Raw genomic sequence first — 15,767 nt, forward strand, 5'->3', positions numbered from 1 at the left:
AAGGCAAGCTGCAGGTCGAGCTGGCGCGCTTGCAATATTTGTCGACGCGGCTCGTGCGGCGCTGGAGCCACCTCGAACGCCAGCGCGGCGGCATTGGCAACCGTGGCGGCCCGGGCGAGGCGCAGATCGAGCTCGACCGGCGCATGATCGGCGAGCGCCTCAAGGGCATCAAGAAGCAGCTCGAGAAGGTCAAGCGCCAACGCCACACGCAGCGGCGCGCTCGCGAGCGCAACGAAACCTTTCGCATCTCGCTGGTCGGCTACACCAACGCCGGCAAGTCGACCCTTCTCAACCGCCTCACCAACTCAACTGTCCTCGCCGATAACCTGCTGTTCGCCACGCTCGATCCCACCTCACGCCTGCTCGGCCTCTCCAGCGGGCGCCGCGTCATCGTCACCGACACCGTCGGCTTCATCCAGTCGCTCCCGCACGAGCTAGTCGAAGCCTTCAGCGCCACGCTCGAAGAGGTTCGCGAGGCCCACCTGCTCACCGTCGTTGTCGACGCGTCGCACCCGGACGCCGAGGGACAGCTCGAGACCGTCCTCGAGACGCTGGATGAGATGGGCTGCAACCAACCGGCCATCCTCGCGGTGAACAAGATCGACCGCCTCGATTCCGCAGAGGCAAACGAGGTCGCCCAGCGCCTCGGCGCCATCGCCGGCATGGAGCCGGTGCTCATCTCCGCAGCCAAAGGAACCGGCCTGCGCGACCTGCGTACCGCCATCGACGAGCTCGTCGCGCACGTCGTCCCGGACACCCGAGCCAACCGCCCAATCATCGCCGCGCACGCTGTCGAGGAGCCGGTGCCCGAGCTCGACGAGACGCCCGTCCGAGCAGCCCGCCGCGCTGCTTCCTGATGGCACCGTCTCGACAAGAACTCCGGGTGGGCGGCATCGTGCGCAGCAGCGAGGAGATCCACTCGGCGCAGCCGAGTTAGCTCCGAAGCGCCCGCGAGCATCGCGACCGGAGCGATGCAGCCCACCCCGAGTTCCTCACGCCGTCGGCGCCGTCGCGTCTGAGTAACGGTCAAGCTCTCGCGGGAATCGACGGCCACCGACCGCCGACACTTGCGGGCGTGTCGGTGATGACCCGGCGGCGGTCGGCGCCGCGAGCCAAGCGATCCAGCCGCGATTGGCGGTCCCTTGTCGAGCTGCTGCTCACGGTCGGCGCTGTGGCTGCCGCGATCGGTAGCGCCTACACGTTCATCGTCTTGCCACTCGCCGGTTCGTTCCCCGGGCCGTTCGAGGATTTCGGCGCCTACTCAGGGGCCGCCCACGCCGTCGCTACCGGCACGAGCCCGTATGCATCGTTTGGCGGCGCCCCCATCGTCATGGCCGGGTTCGACTACCCGCCGTTCGCCGCGGTGGTGCTCCGCCCGCTGGCGTTCCTGTCGGTGCGCGGGCAGGAGCTGGTCTGGCTCTGGATCGCGCTCGGGGCGCTCCTGGGCGGCGCCGTGATGACCGCGCGAGCGCTGCTGCCGGCCACGTGGCCGCGCGTCCGCATCGCCGTGTTCGTGGCGCTGACCTTCCCGCCGGCCACGTACAACCTCTGGCATGGGCAGATGAACACCGTCATCTTCCTGCTGCTCGCACTGGCTCTCTCCGATTACCTGTCGGGTCATCGCACACGCTGTGCCGTCATCCTCGGCCTCGCAGCCGGCATCAAGATCGCCCCGGTGGTGCTGCTGCTTGTCCTGGTGCGCCGCGGGTGGTGGCGCGCCGCGCTGGCCGGGGTTACCACGGGCGCAGCCACGGTCTCGATCGGCATCGGTGCCTTGGGTTGGCCCTTGACCCGCCACTACCTCACCTCGGTGCTGCCTGTTCTCAACCGCGACAACGGCTGGATCTACAACCAGACGTGGAACGGCGTGGTCAACCGCCTGGCGCAGCACTCTGTGTTGACAGTCGACGCACCGTCGATGTGGCTGCACGGCCTCGCCACCGCGCTCTCAGTCTTGACAGTCGCGGCGCTGTGGTTTGCGGTGAGCAGCCGCCAGCGCACGCGCGCGGAGCGTGGTGCGGAGTTCGCGTGCGGGGTGACCGTGATGCTGCTCGTGGGCAGCATCGCCTGGTATCCCGTCTACGTCCACCTGCTGATCGCCATCGCCGCCGCGCTCGGCCTGGCTTGTGGGCGCGGCCGCCCCGATCGGGCGCTGGTGGGCTCGAGCACCGCCGCGCTGGTCGGTGTGGGGGTCGTCGGCGGGGCGGCGATCGCCGCGTTGACCGTTTCGAGCATCGGCGCCGTCGCCACCAGCCCGGCCTGGTGGCTGTTCCTTCAGGCGTGCTCGCTGCCCGCGGTGCTGGCCGCCGCGCTGCTGATGATGATGATCCGCGCGCTGCGCACGGCTGCTGCGTCCCCAGGGGTCAGAGGCGCTGCGCTCGCGCGGTGATGCGTTCGGCGTCCCGGCGGGCGTCGCGTTCGGCGATCGCCTGGCGCTTGTCCCATAGCTTCTTGCCCTTGGCCAGGCCGAACTCGAGCTTGATGCGGTTGCCCTTGAGGTAGATGCGCAGCGGGATCAGGGTCAGACCCTGCTGGGCGACCTTGGCGCCGAGGTACTCGATCTCGCGCTTGTGGAGGAGCAGTCGGCGGCGGCGTTGCGGGTCGTGGTTGCAGCGGTTTCCCTGCGCGTACTCCGCGATGTTCACACCGAGCAGCCACGCCTCTCCGTTCTCCACTCGCACATACCCTTCGCGAAGCTGGGTGCGACCATCACGCAACGCCTTGACCTCGGTCCCGGTCAGCTCGATCCCCGCCTCGAACGTCTCGAGGATGGAGTACTCGTGGGTCGCCTGGCGATTGCGCGCCAGGACCGGGTTGGCCGTCGTCGCTGCGCGTGTCATCGCGGCGCCAGCTGCACGCGACGGCCGCGCAGGTACGCCGCCGCCGTCATCGGACGGCTGCCCGCAGGCTGCACGCGGGCCAGCCGGTACACCCCCGACATGGTGGCCACGTCGGCCGCCTCGCCGCTCAGCCCGAGCACCTCGCCGGGTGCCCCCGTTGCATCCGTGGATCCGGCCGGAGCTCCTTCGAGGATGCGCACCGGCTGCCCGCCGAGAGGCGCCGTCACCCCTGGCCACGGTTGCAGGGCCCGCACTCGCCGGTCGAGGTCGACTGCGCCGATCGAGCTCCACTCGAGGTTGCCGTCCTCACGACGCAGCCGCGGCGCGTACGTCGCCTGCGAGTCGTCCTGGGCCACCGCCGCCACGCTGCCGTCCTCGAGGCCCGAGAGGACCTCGAGGAGCAGGCGCGCGCCCGCGTCGGCGAGCCTGCCGGTCAGCGACGGCGCCGTCTGGTCGGCGCCGATCTCCGTCTCGCTGGTAGCGTAGACGGGGCCGGTGTCCAGGCCAGCGTCCATGCGCATGATCGACACGCCGGTGCGCGTGTCGCCGGCCAGGATCGCCGCCGCAACCGGCGCCGCCCCTCGCCAGCGCGGCAGCAGTGAGCCGTGCACGTTGACGCCGCCGTGCAACGACGCATCGAGGAGCAAGGCCGGAATGATTTGGCCATAAGCGGCTACAACCAGCGCATCGGGCGCGAGGCTGAGGATCTCTGCCACGCTCTCCGGCGCGCGGATGCGCTCGGGGCGCAGCATCGGCAGGCCGAGCCGCGCCGCCGTCTCACCAACCGGGCGCGGCGCCGGGCGTCCGCGCGAGCCGCTGCGATCCGGCTGCGTGACCACTGCCACGACCTCGTGCTCGGGCACAAGGGCGCGGAGCGAAGGGACCGCGAAGTGAGCCGTGCCACAGAAGACGATGCGCATCACAGTGCCGGCGAGGCCGCCGCGGCCGCTGTCAGCCGACCAGCTCTCCCTCGAGCTCCTCGGCGTCCACGTCCGCCGCGTTCCAGCTGCGCAGCGTGCCCTCGATCACCTTGGTGGTGAATAGGATCCCATCAAGGTGGTCCACCTCGTGCTGGATGGCTCGCGCGAGCAGGCCGTCGCCCTTGACGCGGATCTCCTTGCCGTGGCGGTTCAGTCCCCTGGCGACGACGCGCTGACAGCGGGTGACGTCGCCGATCAGGCCGGGCACGGAGAGGCACCCCTCGACGCCGGTCTGCTCGCCCTCGCAGCGCACCATCTCCGGGTTGGCCAGCTGGTACAGCTGGTTGTCGACCTTGAGCACGATGACGCGCAGGGGGACGCCCACCTGCGGTGCCGCCAGGCCGGCGCCGTGCGCCTCGATCATGGTCTCGACCATGTCGTCCATCAGCTTGCGAATCGTGTCGTCGACGCGCGGGACCCGGTTGGCCCTGGTGACCAGGATGGGGTCCTCGTCAGCGGCGAGGACGATGGGGAGCACTGCCACGGTTCACCTCACGGTCCGGGATCGACGTCGATGCTCCAGCCGCGTCCGTGCGGCAGGTGCGGGAAGGCCCTCTCGATCGCCTCGCCTCGAACCGTGATCTGCCAGCGATATTCCCCGCGCAGGCGGTGGAGAAAGGCGGGAGTCGGCCCGAGGACGTCCAGGCCCGATCCGGCGCCGAGTTTATCAGACACCTCCGCGAAAGCCCGCCGTGCCTCGATCTCGGCGCGAGCATCCTCGCGATGGTTGACCGTGCACACCACCAAGCGCGTGTACGGCGGAAAACGCAGTGCGCGACGCACGCGGATCTCCTCGCGCGCGAAGGAGAGGTAGTTGTGGGTGACGGCATGACGCACCGCGTAATGCTGCGGGCTATACGTCTGCAGGATGACGCGAGCGGGTTCGTCGCCGCGGCCGGCGCGGCCGGCAACCTGGGTCAGAAGCGAGAACGTCGTCTCGCCGCTGCGGTAGTCGGGGAAGTGCAGGGAGACATCGGCGTTGACTATGCCAACAAGGCGGACGTTGCCGAGATCCCAGCCCTTGGCCACCATCTGCGTCCCGATCAGGCAGTCAGCCTCGTGGTTTGCGAAGCGGTCGTAGATGGTGAAGTACGCGTCGCGGCTGGCTGTCGTGTCGCGGTCCATGCGCAGCAGGCGCAGCGTGGGAAAGCGCTCGTGCACCTCCACCTCGAGCCGCTCCGTGCCCATGCCGAGTCCGCGGATGGCGGTCGAGCCGCAGCTCGGACAGATGTCGGGAAGCGGTCGCGACGCGCCACAATAGTGACAGTCGCAGCGGCGCCTGTCGGCGTGGTAGACGAGCGAGACGCTGCAGCTGTCGCAGGTCACCGCCTCGCCGCAGTTGCGACACACCACCACCGTGGCGGTGCCACGCCGGTTGAGGAAGAGGATGGATTGCCCTCCCCCATCGTGACACTCGCGCAGGGCGCGCTCCAGGTCGAGCGAGAGTGGGCTGCGATTGCCGGCGTGCAGCTCCTCACGAAGGTCGACGACCTCGATGGGCGGCAGCGGGCGGCCGCTGATGCGTTCGTCGAGCCGGACAAGCTCGAATCCGCCGGTGTGGGCGGCGTAGTAGGTCTCGACGCGCGGCGTCGCGCTGCCGAGCACGACCGGGACGTCCTCGAGCCGGCCACGCTCCAGGGCGACGTCGACCGCGTGGTAGCGCGGGATGCGGTCCTGCTTGTACGCCGAGGCGTCTTCCTCGTCGATGACGATGATGCCGAGCCGCGGCAGAGGAGCGAACACCGCGCTGCGCGAACCCACCACCACGTCGAGCTCGCCGTCGCGCAGCCGGCGCCACTCGCGCGCGCGCTCGGACTCGGTCAGCGCGGAATGGAGCACGGCGACCCGCCCGGGGAAGCGCGCGGCGAAGCGGCGGATCGTCTGCGGCGTCAACGCGATCTCCGGGACCATGACGATCGCCTGCCGTCCGGCGGCCAGCGCCGCAGCGATGGCGACCAGGTACACCTCGGTCTTGCCCGCCCCGGTGACGCCATGGAGGAGGACGCGGCGATGGCTGCGCGCAGCGACCGCCTCGAGCAATGGAGCGGCGGCGGCCTGCTGCGCGGAGGTGAGGGGGAGCGCAGCCTCGGCGACGGCGCCGTCGTGCGCACGCGTCGCCTCCACCGCGGCCGACGTCGTCCGCGGTCCGCGCTTGCGACCTCCCGGCCGGGCGGACCGCACCCCCTTCGGAAGCATCGCCCGGATCACCTCACCGAGCGGCGCGCAATAGCGCGCGGCGATCCAGCGCGCCAGCTGCAGGGCGGGTGCGCCGAGGATGGGCGGCTCGTCGAGGACGTCGGCGACCTGCCTGACCTCGACGCCCGCCAGCGCGACGTCGACCCCGACGACATAGCCGAGCACCTCGCGCGAGCCGAACGGCACCATGACCCGCGCGCCCGGGACGGCGAGCGAGACCAGGTGGTCGGGGACCGCGTAGGTGTACGTGTCCTTGGGAAGGATCGCGCCAGTGTCCGGCGTGACGGCGACGTGAGCCGGGCCGGTGGCCACGGCGGGCGCTGCGGTGGTGGCCTCGATCCTGTGCGCCGTCACGCGCGAAGTCTGGCAGCCGAGCGGTTGGGACAGCCGGCGCCGGCAAGCCCTACCCTTCCACGTGACGGACCGGTGGAGGTGAGATGAGTCGACTCGCGCTGGTGACGGGCGCATCGTCCGGGATCGGAGCCGCCTACGCCGAGGTTCTCGCCGCCGACGGGTGGGACCTCCTCGTCGTGGCGCGGCGCAAGGATCGACTCGACCAGCTGTCCGCGCGCCTGGGCTCGGAGCATCGGATTGCGGTGACCGTGGCTGAAGCGGACCTCTCTCGCCCCGATCAGCTCGAGCGCCTCGCCGATCGGGTCAGCGAGCTTCCCGTCGAGATGCTCGTCAACAACGCAGGGCTGGGCGAGTACATGCCGTTCACCGACCTCCCAGTGCCGACACTCCTCGACCTGGTGAACCTCGACGTCCTGGCCCCGGTCCGACTCGCCCGAGCGGTGCTTCCCGGCATGCAGTCCCGGCGCAGCGGCGCAGTCATCAACATCTCGTCACTGCTCGCGTTCAGCGGCACCTGGACCGGTCCATTCATGCCGGCCCGCGCCGTCTACGCGGCTGCCAAATCCTTCCTTGTCACCTTCAGCCAGGTCCTCAGCAGCGAAGTGCGCGACCAGGGCATCCGCGTCCAGGTGTGTTGCCCCGGCATCGTGCGCACCGAGTTCCACACTCGGCAGGGAATGGACCTGAGCTCGGCCCCGAGGATGGAACCCGAGGCGATCGTGCACGCCAGCCTCCGCGACCTCCACGAGGGCGTGGTGCTCTCGGTCCCCGGGCTCGATGACCCGAGCATGTTGGCCAATCTGGACGCTTCCCTGGGAGCCGTGATGGGAGCCACCCGCGCGGCGGAGTTGCCTGCCCGGTACCGGGACTGACTCAGCTCAGGCGCTTCTCGATGAGGTCGAGCAGCGCACTGGCGACCAATGGCTTGGCGCGCTTCTCAAGGTGCGCGACCAGGCCACCGGAGTCGAAAACCCGAACCTCATTGTCGTGGCTGCCCAAGCCGATGTCCGCGCGCGAGACGTCGTTGAGAACGACGAGGTCCAAGCGTTTCTCAGCGAGCTTGCGCACCGCGTTCTCCTCGATGTTGTCGGTCTCGGCGGCGAAGCCCACCACCAGTACGGATTCGCCCAAGGGGTCGCCGGCGAGGGAGCGCAGGATGTCGACCGTCGGGACCAGGTCGAGCGTCAGAGCGTCGCGTTTCTTCATCTTTTTTGCAGCGACCTCAGCCACCCGGTAGTCGGCGACCGCTGCGGCCATGACCAGCAGCATTGCGCCGGGCAGCGCGGCGCGGACGGCGGTGTTCATCTCAGCTGCCGTGTCCACCTTCACCGTCGCGATGCGCTCGTCGTCCGGGGCCGTGACCGTGGTGATCAACCTGACCTGGGCGCCGCGGTCCGCGGCCGCAACCGCGATGGCGTGGCCCATCTTGCCGCTGCTGCGGTTGCCGAGATAGCGAACCGGGTCGATCGGTTCCCGTGTTCCCCCGGCTGTGACCACGACGATGCGGCCGGCGAGCCGCGACGAGCCCGTGCGAGACAACTGCGACAGCTCAGCGCCTCAGGTGGGCGCCGCGTCCCCAAGCGAGCTGAGAACCGCGGCCACCACGTCATCCACCTCCGCCATCCGTCCGTCGCCCTCGGCCCCGCTCGCCAGCCGTCCGCGCACAGGCCCGACAAAGCTGACCCCGCGACTTCGCAGCGTGGCCACGTTGGCCTGCGTTGCGGGGTGCTCCCACATGGCCGACTCCATCGCCGGCGCGACGATCAGCCGGGCGCGGGTGGCGAGCAGGGCGGCGGTGACCGCATCGTCCGCAAACCCATGCGCCAGCCGTGCCATCAGGTTCGCGGAGGCCGCGACCACCGCGTGCGTCTGCGCCCAGGCACCGATGTCGATGTGGCCCATGCCGTGGCCGGCGTCCCCGCCCTGCCAGATGGTGCGCGCCACCGGGTGCCCGCTGAGGCTCTGCAGCGTCGTCTCGGTGACGAAATGGCGCGCGCTCCTGGTCATGGCCACGCGCACCTCACATCCCTGCTTGCGCAGTGCGGTGATCACCGCGCAGGCCTTGTACGCGGCAACGCTGCCGCACACATGGATCGCGACCCGTCGAGGCGCTGCGGAGGCGGGGGTCACGCTCGCCTCTCCGCACGACGGCGGCGCACAATGTCGAGGATCTCCCCGGCAGCCCGGCGCACGTCGTCGTTCACCACGCGGTGATCGTACGCCGCCCCGTCGGCAAGCTCCGCGACGGCGTTGCGGAAGCGCAGGTCCAGCGATGCCTCGTCCTCGGTGTCACGCGCGACCAGGCGACGGCGCAGCTCCTCCTCAGACGGGGGCAGAAGGAAGATGAAGACCGCGCCGTCAACCCGGGGACGGATCCAGGCGGCGCCTTGCACGTCGATCTTCAGCACGATGTCCTCACCACGCTCGAGCGCCGCTTTCACGCGCGCCTCGGAGGTCCCGTAGCGGTTTCCGTGGACCTCCGCCCACTCCAGGAACTCACCGCGCTCCGCCATGGCTCGGAAGATGTCCTCGTCGATGAACGAGTAGGCCACGCCGTCCTCCTCGCCGAGTCTCGGTTCCCGAGTGGTGTAGGAGACGCTGTAACGCAGTGACGCGTCGAGCTTGCGCAGCTCGTGAAGCACGGTGTCCTTACCCACCCCGCTCGGTCCCGACAGCACGATCAGCCGTCCCGGCTGGGTGGTAACCCGCGGAGCACGCGCCATCAAGCGAGCTCCGCCTCGGCCAGCGCCGCGAGCAGGTCGTCAGGCGGCGCGGACTCGAACTCGCATTGCTCCCCGCTGACCGGATGGATAAAGCTGATGCGCTGGGCGTGCAGGGCGGGACGATCGATGATCGTGTCGCCGCGCCGTCCGTACACCGGGTCGCCGGCGATGGGGTGGCTGATCGACGCCAGGTGAACGCGGATCTGATGCGTCCGACCGGTGTGCAGGCGCACCTCGAGGCGGCTGAAGCGACGCATGCGCTCCATCACCACGAAGTCGGTGACCGCCGCGCGCCCCTCGTCGACGACCGCCATGCGCTGGCGGTGGCCGGGGTCACGACCGATGGGCGCGTCGATGCGCCCGGTCGCCTCACGGAACGAGCCGTGTACCAGCGCCCAGTACACGCGCCCCAGCGTGCGCCGCTGCAGCTGCAGCGACAGCGAGCGGTGGGCTGCCTCCGACTTGGCCACGACAAGCAGGCCGCTGGTGTCGCGGTCAAGCCGGTGGACGATGCCGGGACGCTGCTCGCCGCCCAGTTGCGACCAGGTGGATCCGCGTTGCCGGAGGCCGTCGGCAAGCGTGCCGGCTGCGTGCCCGGGCGCAGGATGCACCACCATGCCGGCGGGCTTGTCAATCACCGCCAGGGCCTCGTCCTCGTAGACCACCGTAAGGTGCACCGCCGGTCCGGGGGCCTCGGTGGGTGCCGGCGGCGCATCGGGGATGGTCACCACCACCTCGTCGGCCGGTCGAACTCGCTGTCCCGCCTTGGCCGGTCCCTCGTTGACGCGTACGTGGCCGCCGGCGATGAGCGATTGGGCCGCGCTGCGGCTCACCCCCGCCTGCTGCATCACGCGCACATCGAGCCGCACCGATGCTGGCTGCGCTTCGGTCACGCCGCTCACGTCGAGGGATCGCTGTCGCCGCGGACCGCCGGCACCGGCACCATCCGCAGGGTCAGGACGCCGACCAGAATGCCGAGAACGATGGCCATGTCAGCCACGTTGAAGACCGGCCATCGCTGCAGGTCGATGAAGTCGACGACGTAGCCCTGCACGACTCGGTCCACCGCGTTGGCGAGCGCTCCGCCGAGAACCATGCCGAGCAGCACCTGCGGGAACACCCCGGGGCCGAAGCGTCGCCCCGCGACGAGGATATAGGCGGCCACCGCGACGGCGACGGCCAGGAAAATGAACTGCATCTGCGGGAACAGCCCGAACGCGGCGCCGCGGTTCTCGATGTGGTGGATGGTGATCGGCCCGCTGCCGGGCACCTGGTCGCCGAGCGCAATGTTCTGGGTCACCAGCCACTTGGTCACATGATCGACGAGGAACACCACCACGGCGGTGCCGAGCAGGACGGTGAGCTGGCGGCGGCGGCCGGGCGGTCTCACCTCAGCCACGACAGCGGAGTGGTGGGCCGCAGGCGCCGCGTCGTCGATCATGGTCGTCTCAGGATAGCCGCCGATGCGCTCATCTCCCCGCCACCAGGCCGTTTCCGAAGAGCACACGGCCGAGCCTGATCACCGTGGCTCCGTGGGCGATGGCGATCTCGAAGTCGTCGCTCATCCCCATGCTGAGACCGTCGAGTGTCATGCCCTGGCGATCACGGAGCGCATCGCGCAGATCACGCAGCCGTGCGAAGCAGTCATCGGCGAGCTCCGGTGCCCCCGGGGGTGCGATGGTCATCAGGCCAGCCACCTCGAGCTCGGCGAGCGCGCACAGCTCGTCGAGCAGGGCGGGCGTCTCGTCGGGCGTCGCGCCCGTGCGGCCGGCGATGCCGGTCAGTTCCACCTCCACGAACACGCGCAGGGGGGTCGGCGCGCCAGTCCGATGCCGAGCCAGGGCCGCGGCGAGCGCGATGCCGTCCACCGAGTGGACGACGTCGAACAACGTGGCCGCGGCGCGGGCCTTGTTGCGCTGCAGGTGGCCGATCATGTGCCAGGTCACATCGCCACCAGCGAAAGCGGACCGCTTCCCCTGCGCCTCCTGCACGCGGCTCTCGCCGATATCGCGCAACCCGAGCGACGCCGCCGTCGCGACCGCGTCGACACTGTGGCCCTTGGTGACCGCGAGCAGGCGGATACCTGCGGGGTCTCGGCCGGCAGCCGCCGCGGCGCGGCGCACCCGGTCGCGGACCTTCTCGAGTCGTTCGGCGACCTCGGCTGCGCTCGGCTCGCTCACCGGCCGTGCTGCGCTGTCGTCGCGAAGAGCGGGCTCACTTCCCCATGTCGAGAGGCAGCTCACGGCCGTCGTCGGCGCCGCGGCGGCGCCGGCGTGGCGCATCGGGCGGCCTGGTCCCGGGTGGATTGGCGAGCACGTCCTCGATGGTGGCGCGCATCTGCTCGACGTCACGGAACGAGCGGTACACGGACGCAAACCGCACGTAGGCGATCTCGTCGAGGCTGCGCAGGCGCTGCATCACCATCTCGCCCACCTCTCGGCTGCGCACCTCGGTGACGTTGCGGCCGCGCAGCGCGTTTTCGATGTCCTCGACGATGGTCTCGAGCTGCGCTGAGGCGATGTCACGCTTGGTGGAGGCGTTGACCAGGCCACCAAGCAGCTTCCGGCGGTTGAACTCCTCGCGCCGGCCGTCCTTCTTCACCACCCAGAGCGGCACCGCCTCGACGCGCTCGTATGTGGTGAAACGCTTGCCGCAGCCTAGGCATTCGCGGCGGCGGCGGATCGCCTCCCCGGTCTCCGAATCGCGCGAATCGACGACCTTGGATTCCGGCTGCGAGCAGTAGGGGCACTTCATGGGGTAGGCGGGCCGCCCCCCGAACCGCGGGGGGCGGCTGCGACGGCTGCTGGCCCTCTAGCGCCGATCCCGCAGGAACGCGGGGATGTCGAGGTCATCCGCGTTCGGCGGTGTTGCGGAGCGGCCACCGATGGTGAACGCCGGCGTCGAGGCGGCCACCGGGCGCGCCACCGGCTCGTATGCGAGCGTCCCGAGCACGTCGATGTGGCCCGTGAACCCGGTGGCGATGACCGTGATCTTCACCTCACCCTTCATCTGCTCGTCGATGACGGTGCCGAAGATGATCTGGGCGTCGGGATCGGCCGACTCGCTGACCAGCTGCGCCGCCTCGTTGACCTCGTAGAGGGTGAGGTCGGGGCCGCCCGTGACGTTGAGGAGGATCCCCTTGGCACCGGCGATGGTGGTCTCGAGCAGCGGGCTGGCCACGGCGTCGCGCGCCGCGTCGGCAGCCCGGGTATCGCCGTTGCCGAATCCGATCCCCATCAGTGCGGCGCCCTGGCCCGACATGATCGCCTTGACGTCCGCAAAGTCGAGGTTGATGAGGCCGGGGAAGACGATCAGGTCGCTGATCCCCTGGACACCCTGGCGGAGCACGTCGTCCGCGAGCTTGAACGCTTCGGTGATCGGCGTCCGCTTGTCGACCACCTGCATGAGCCTCTCGTTGGGGATGGTGATGAGCGTATCGACGCGTCCCTGCAGGTTGGCGATGCCGTCGTCGGCGGCGCGCTGCCGCTTGAGGCCTTCGAACTTGAACGGCTTGGTGACCACGCCGATGGTGAGCGCGCCTTGTTCGCGCGCGATCTCGGCGATCGCCGGGGCGGCGCCCGTGCCCGTGCCGCCGCCCATGCCCGCGGTGACGAACACCATGTCGCAGTCCTCGAGCAGCTTGGTGAGCTCCTCGCGAGTCTCCTCGGCCGCCTCAGCGCCGCGCAGAGGATCGCCGCCGGCGCCGAGGCCGCGGGTCAGCTTGGAACCGATGCGCACCTTCTTGTGCGCGTTGCTCAGCTGCAGCGCCTGGTGATCCGTGTTGACGGCGATGAACTCGACGCCCTTGAGGCGGCTCTGGATCATGCGGTTGACGGCGTTGCTGCCGCCACCGCCTACGCCCACCACCTTGATGCGTGCGTTACCTTCCAACGTCCGGTCCAGATCGTTCATGTGCGTCTCCTCACGCTGCCTACTCTTCGGACGCAGCGAAAACTTCCCCGCACGCGTCGTTTCATCATCGTTGCCACGACTGACGGGCTTTTCCGGCGGCGTCTCGCCGTCGTCGAGCCCATACAACTTCATCCGTTCAGAAAAGTTCACGCAACCACCGTCCAAATCCACTGCCAACGTGATGTCCGTTGCCGTTCTGCACCCTGCCGGTCAGGTCCACGCTGCGGCCCAGTCGCCCGCGCGCGCCCCAGCGCAGCAGCCCCACTACAGTGGCGTGGTGTGGCCCGCTGATCTCGTCGTTCATGCCGTGCACGCCCATGGGTGCGGCGACCCGCGCGGGTAGGTCCGTCACCTGCTGGACCACCTCGACGAAGCCGCGCAGGAGCGCGCCGCCACCGGTGAGCACGATCCCGCCCGGGAAGCTGCTGGGCGGCCCCGCCTGCTCCACCTGCTCGGCGATGAGCTGGGCCATCTCACGCGCGCGCGGACCGATGATCTCGGCGAGGAAACGCTGCGGCACGTTGACGGGCTCGTCGTAGCCCATCGGGGTCAGCTTCACCTCTGCGTCGGCGGGCAGTGTCAACTGCAGGCAGTGCCCGTACGCCCGCTTGGTCGCCTCGGCGGTCTCGAGGTCGCAGCGCAGCCCCACCGCGAGGTCGCCGCTGACGTGGTTGCCACCGACGGGGATGACCGCGGTGTGGATGATGCTGCCTTTGGCAAAAACTGCAAGGTCGGTGGTGCCACCGCCGATGTCGGCGACGATCACGCCGCGGTCGAGCTCGTCCTCGCCGATCACCGCCTCTGCGGAGGCGAGCACCTGGAGCACGAGGTCGTCGACGTCGAGCCCCGCCTTGTGCACCACCTTGATGACGTTCTGGATGGCGGTGTTGGTGCCGGTGATGATGTGTGCGTCGACCTCGAGGCGCGTACCGGCCATGCCGAGCGCGTCGCGCACGCCCTCTTGGCCGTCGATGGTGAACTGCTGAGGCAGCACATGGAGGATCTTTCGGTCCGAGGGAACGCTGACCGCGCGCGCCGCCTCGACGGCGCGGGTGACGTCGGCGTCACGCACCTCACGGTGTCCCGCGGACACGGCCACGACCCCGCGCGAGTTCTGCGAGGTGATGCTGGTGCCGGCCAGGCCGACCACTGCGGAGTCCACCGGCACACCGCTCATCTGTTCGGCCAGGTCGACCGCCTCGGCCACCGCCTCGGCGGCGCGATCGATCTCGATGATCGCGCCCTTACGGATCCCACGGGACACGGCCTCGCCCACACCGATGACACGCAACCCGGTGCTGTCCAGCTCAGCGATGGCGCAGCAGACCTTCGTCGTTCCTAGATCGAGTGCAAAGACGCGGCGAGAACGGGTCACACTGGCCTCTGAGTATAGCCGGAGCCCTCCCCCTCCGAAAGGGGTTGTTAGGGGCAAAACCGCAAGATGCTGAGTTTGCCGCCGGAGTATGCCACAAGATGTTGCCTGCGGCGGCTTAGCTCCAAACGTAGCTACGGCGTCAATCAGGGGCCCGCGACGCGCCCGTTAAATCCAACAGGGCCCCGTCCAACTGCACCTTTGGGACGAGACCCTGCCGGCCGCGGGCCCCTGTCGGGCCGCGTAGCGCCGGCCATCATCCCACCGGCGGGCGGCTCTGTATACCCGGCTCAGGCCCGGGGCCGGAGCACCAGCTTGCCGCGGCGCTCGCCGGCCGCCAGCGCGGCGAATCCCGAAGCCACCGCGGCGAGCGGGCGCACCGAGTCGAGCAGCGGCCGCAGGGTGCCGGTGGCACACAGCTCCACCACGCGCGCCAGCTCGTCGCGGGTTCCCATGCTGCTGCCGGCCACGGTCAGCTGGCGCCAGAAGATGCGGTTGAGCTGCGCCGGGGGGTTGGGGCCGCTGGTCGCTCCTGAGACCACCACCGTCCCGCCGGGCCTGACCGCGCGCACCGAGAAGTCCCACGTCGCCTCGCCCACGGTGTCGAGCACCGCATCCACACCACCCTGGCTCGCCGCGACCACCTGCTTGACCGCGTCACGGTCGGTGTTGAAGGCGGCGCAGGCCCCCAGCTCCAGCGCAGCGGCTCGCTTGGCCTCCTCACGCGAGGTGGCGTAGACGGTGAGCCCCGCGGCTGCGCCCAGCAGAATGGCCGCGCTGGCGACGCCGCCGGTGACCCCGTGAACGAGCACGCGCTGTCCGGGTTTGAGAGCGCCGCGCACGAACAGCATCCGGTACGCGGTCAGGTACGCCGTCGGCAGGCACGCGGCGTTGACCAGGTCGACGGTGGGCGGCAGCGGCAGGAGGTTGCCGATAGGGACGACGAGCAGCTCCGCGAGAGCCCCCGGGTACGGCGGTTCGCTGAGCAGGCCGACCCGCGGGCAGTGCAGCTCGTCGCCCGACCGGCACGCGGGGCAATGACCGCAGGTCATCACGCTGTGCACCACCACCTCCGAGCCGACCGGCGGTGCGCCTGGCGGCGTGGCGCCCTCACCGTACGCGATCACCGTCCCCGCGGCGTCGCAGCCGAGCACCTGCGGCTCGGTCAGCGGCCGTGAACCGACACCGCGCAGTGTCCACAGGTCGTGGTGGTTGAGCGATGCCGCGCCGACCGCGATCAGAACCTCGCCGGGACCGGGCGACGGGTCCGGAACCTCGACGAGCTCGAGGTTGGCGAGGGGATCGTCCCCGCCGAATCGGGCCGCGCGAGCTGCGAGCACGGCCGCCAACGGTAGCATCACAGCGGCCGATCGCCGGGTGTGCGCTTACC

At 70.0% G+C, this 15,767-nt stretch carries 17 protein-coding genes; 3 read left to right on the forward strand and 14 right to left on the reverse strand.

The features are described from left to right. Positions 1-857, forward strand: an 857-nt coding sequence (gene hflX / locus JF886_RS15330; RefSeq protein WP_337314002.1) for a GTPase HflX, incomplete at its 5' end; no start/stop codon positions are given. Between the two features lie 227 nt (positions 858-1,084). Continuing rightward, positions 1,085-2,389, forward strand: a complete 1,305-nt coding sequence (locus JF886_RS15335) for a glycosyltransferase family 87 protein (protein ID WP_337314089.1) — start codon at positions 1,085-1,087, stop codon at positions 2,387-2,389. On the opposite strand, the gene smpB is transcribed toward JF886_RS15335, so the two are convergent. The 4 genes from smpB to priA are packed head-to-tail and all read right to left on the reverse strand — an operon-like array spanning position 2,364 to position 6,370. Further along, on the reverse strand, positions 2,364-2,840 hold the full coding sequence (gene smpB / locus JF886_RS15340; protein WP_337314004.1) for an SsrA-binding protein SmpB: 477 nt from the start codon (positions 2,838-2,840) through the stop codon (positions 2,364-2,366). The genes JF886_RS15335 and smpB overlap by 26 nt on opposite strands. Then, positions 2,837-3,760: a methionyl-tRNA formyltransferase gene (gene fmt, locus JF886_RS15345; RefSeq protein ID WP_337314006.1), complete on the reverse strand. Its 924-nt coding sequence runs from the start codon at positions 3,758-3,760 to the stop codon at positions 2,837-2,839. Before fmt ends, smpB begins: the two co-directional genes overlap by 4 nt. A 31-nt stretch (positions 3,761-3,791) precedes the next feature. Next, positions 3,792-4,304, reverse strand: a complete 513-nt coding sequence (gene def, locus JF886_RS15350) for a peptide deformylase (RefSeq protein ID WP_337314008.1) — start codon at positions 4,302-4,304, stop codon at positions 3,792-3,794. An 8-nt stretch (positions 4,305-4,312) separates the two neighbouring features. Next, positions 4,313-6,370: a replication restart helicase PriA gene (priA, locus tag JF886_RS15355; protein ID WP_337314009.1), complete on the reverse strand. Its 2,058-nt coding sequence runs from the start codon at positions 6,368-6,370 to the stop codon at positions 4,313-4,315. Positions 6,371-6,453: 83 nt separating this feature from the next. Here priA and JF886_RS15360 point away from each other — a divergent pair, with 83 nt between their 5' ends. Further along, positions 6,454-7,242 carry an SDR family NAD(P)-dependent oxidoreductase gene (locus JF886_RS15360; protein ID WP_337314010.1) on the forward strand — a complete coding sequence of 263 codons (789 nt, stop codon included), beginning with the start codon at positions 6,454-6,456 and terminating at the stop codon, positions 7,240-7,242. Between the two features lies 1 nt (position 7,243). On the opposite strand, the gene JF886_RS15365 is transcribed toward JF886_RS15360, so the two are convergent. The 10 genes from JF886_RS15365 to JF886_RS15410 form a co-directional block, all read right to left on the reverse strand. Continuing rightward, positions 7,244-7,909, reverse strand: a complete 666-nt coding sequence (locus tag JF886_RS15365) for a phosphopantothenoylcysteine decarboxylase domain-containing protein (protein ID WP_337314012.1) — start codon at positions 7,907-7,909, stop codon at positions 7,244-7,246. An 18-nt stretch (positions 7,910-7,927) separates the two neighbouring features. Continuing rightward, the gene (locus JF886_RS15370) at positions 7,928-8,500 is read right to left on the reverse strand and encodes a flavoprotein (protein WP_337314014.1); all 573 of its coding nucleotides are present in this window, start codon (positions 8,498-8,500) and stop codon (positions 7,928-7,930) included. Continuing rightward, positions 8,497-9,093: a guanylate kinase gene (gmk, locus tag JF886_RS15375; protein WP_337314016.1), complete on the reverse strand. Its 597-nt coding sequence runs from the start codon at positions 9,091-9,093 to the stop codon at positions 8,497-8,499. The genes JF886_RS15370 and gmk overlap by 4 nt, the downstream gene beginning before the upstream one ends. Next, the gene (locus JF886_RS15380) at positions 9,093-9,986 is read right to left on the reverse strand and encodes an RluA family pseudouridine synthase (protein WP_337314018.1); all 894 of its coding nucleotides are present in this window, start codon (positions 9,984-9,986) and stop codon (positions 9,093-9,095) included. The genes gmk and JF886_RS15380 overlap by 1 nt, the downstream gene beginning before the upstream one ends. Positions 9,987-9,991: 5 nt before the next feature. After that, positions 9,992-10,534, reverse strand: a complete 543-nt coding sequence (gene lspA / locus JF886_RS15385; protein WP_337314020.1) for a signal peptidase II — start codon at positions 10,532-10,534, stop codon at positions 9,992-9,994. A gap of 28 nt (positions 10,535-10,562) precedes the next feature. Next, a complete protein-coding gene (locus JF886_RS15390; protein ID WP_337314022.1) occupies positions 10,563-11,273 on the reverse strand; it encodes a YggS family pyridoxal phosphate-dependent enzyme in 711 nt (236 codons plus the stop codon). 34 nt (positions 11,274-11,307) lie between these two features. Beyond that, a complete protein-coding gene (gene nrdR / locus JF886_RS15395; protein WP_337314024.1) occupies positions 11,308-11,847 on the reverse strand; it encodes a transcriptional regulator NrdR in 540 nt (179 codons plus the stop codon). 57 nt (positions 11,848-11,904) lie between these two features. Next, entirely contained in the window at positions 11,905-13,005 is a 1,101-nt protein-coding gene (gene ftsZ, locus JF886_RS15400; protein WP_337314026.1) for a cell division protein FtsZ, read from the reverse strand. A 136-nt stretch (positions 13,006-13,141) separates the two neighbouring features. Continuing rightward, positions 13,142-14,380: a cell division protein FtsA gene (gene ftsA, locus JF886_RS15405; protein ID WP_337314028.1), complete on the reverse strand. Its 1,239-nt coding sequence runs from the start codon at positions 14,378-14,380 to the stop codon at positions 13,142-13,144. A gap of 287 nt (positions 14,381-14,667) precedes the next feature. Then, a complete protein-coding gene (locus JF886_RS15410) occupies positions 14,668-15,717 on the reverse strand; it encodes a zinc-binding dehydrogenase (RefSeq protein WP_337314031.1) in 1,050 nt (349 codons plus the stop codon). Positions 15,718-15,767: the final 50 nt, after the last annotated feature.

This window comes from Candidatus Aeolococcus gillhamiae, assembly GCF_016464765.1.
In the GTDB taxonomy this organism is placed as follows: Bacteria; Chloroflexota; Dormibacteria; order Aeolococcales; family Aeolococcaceae; genus Aeolococcus; species Aeolococcus gillhamiae.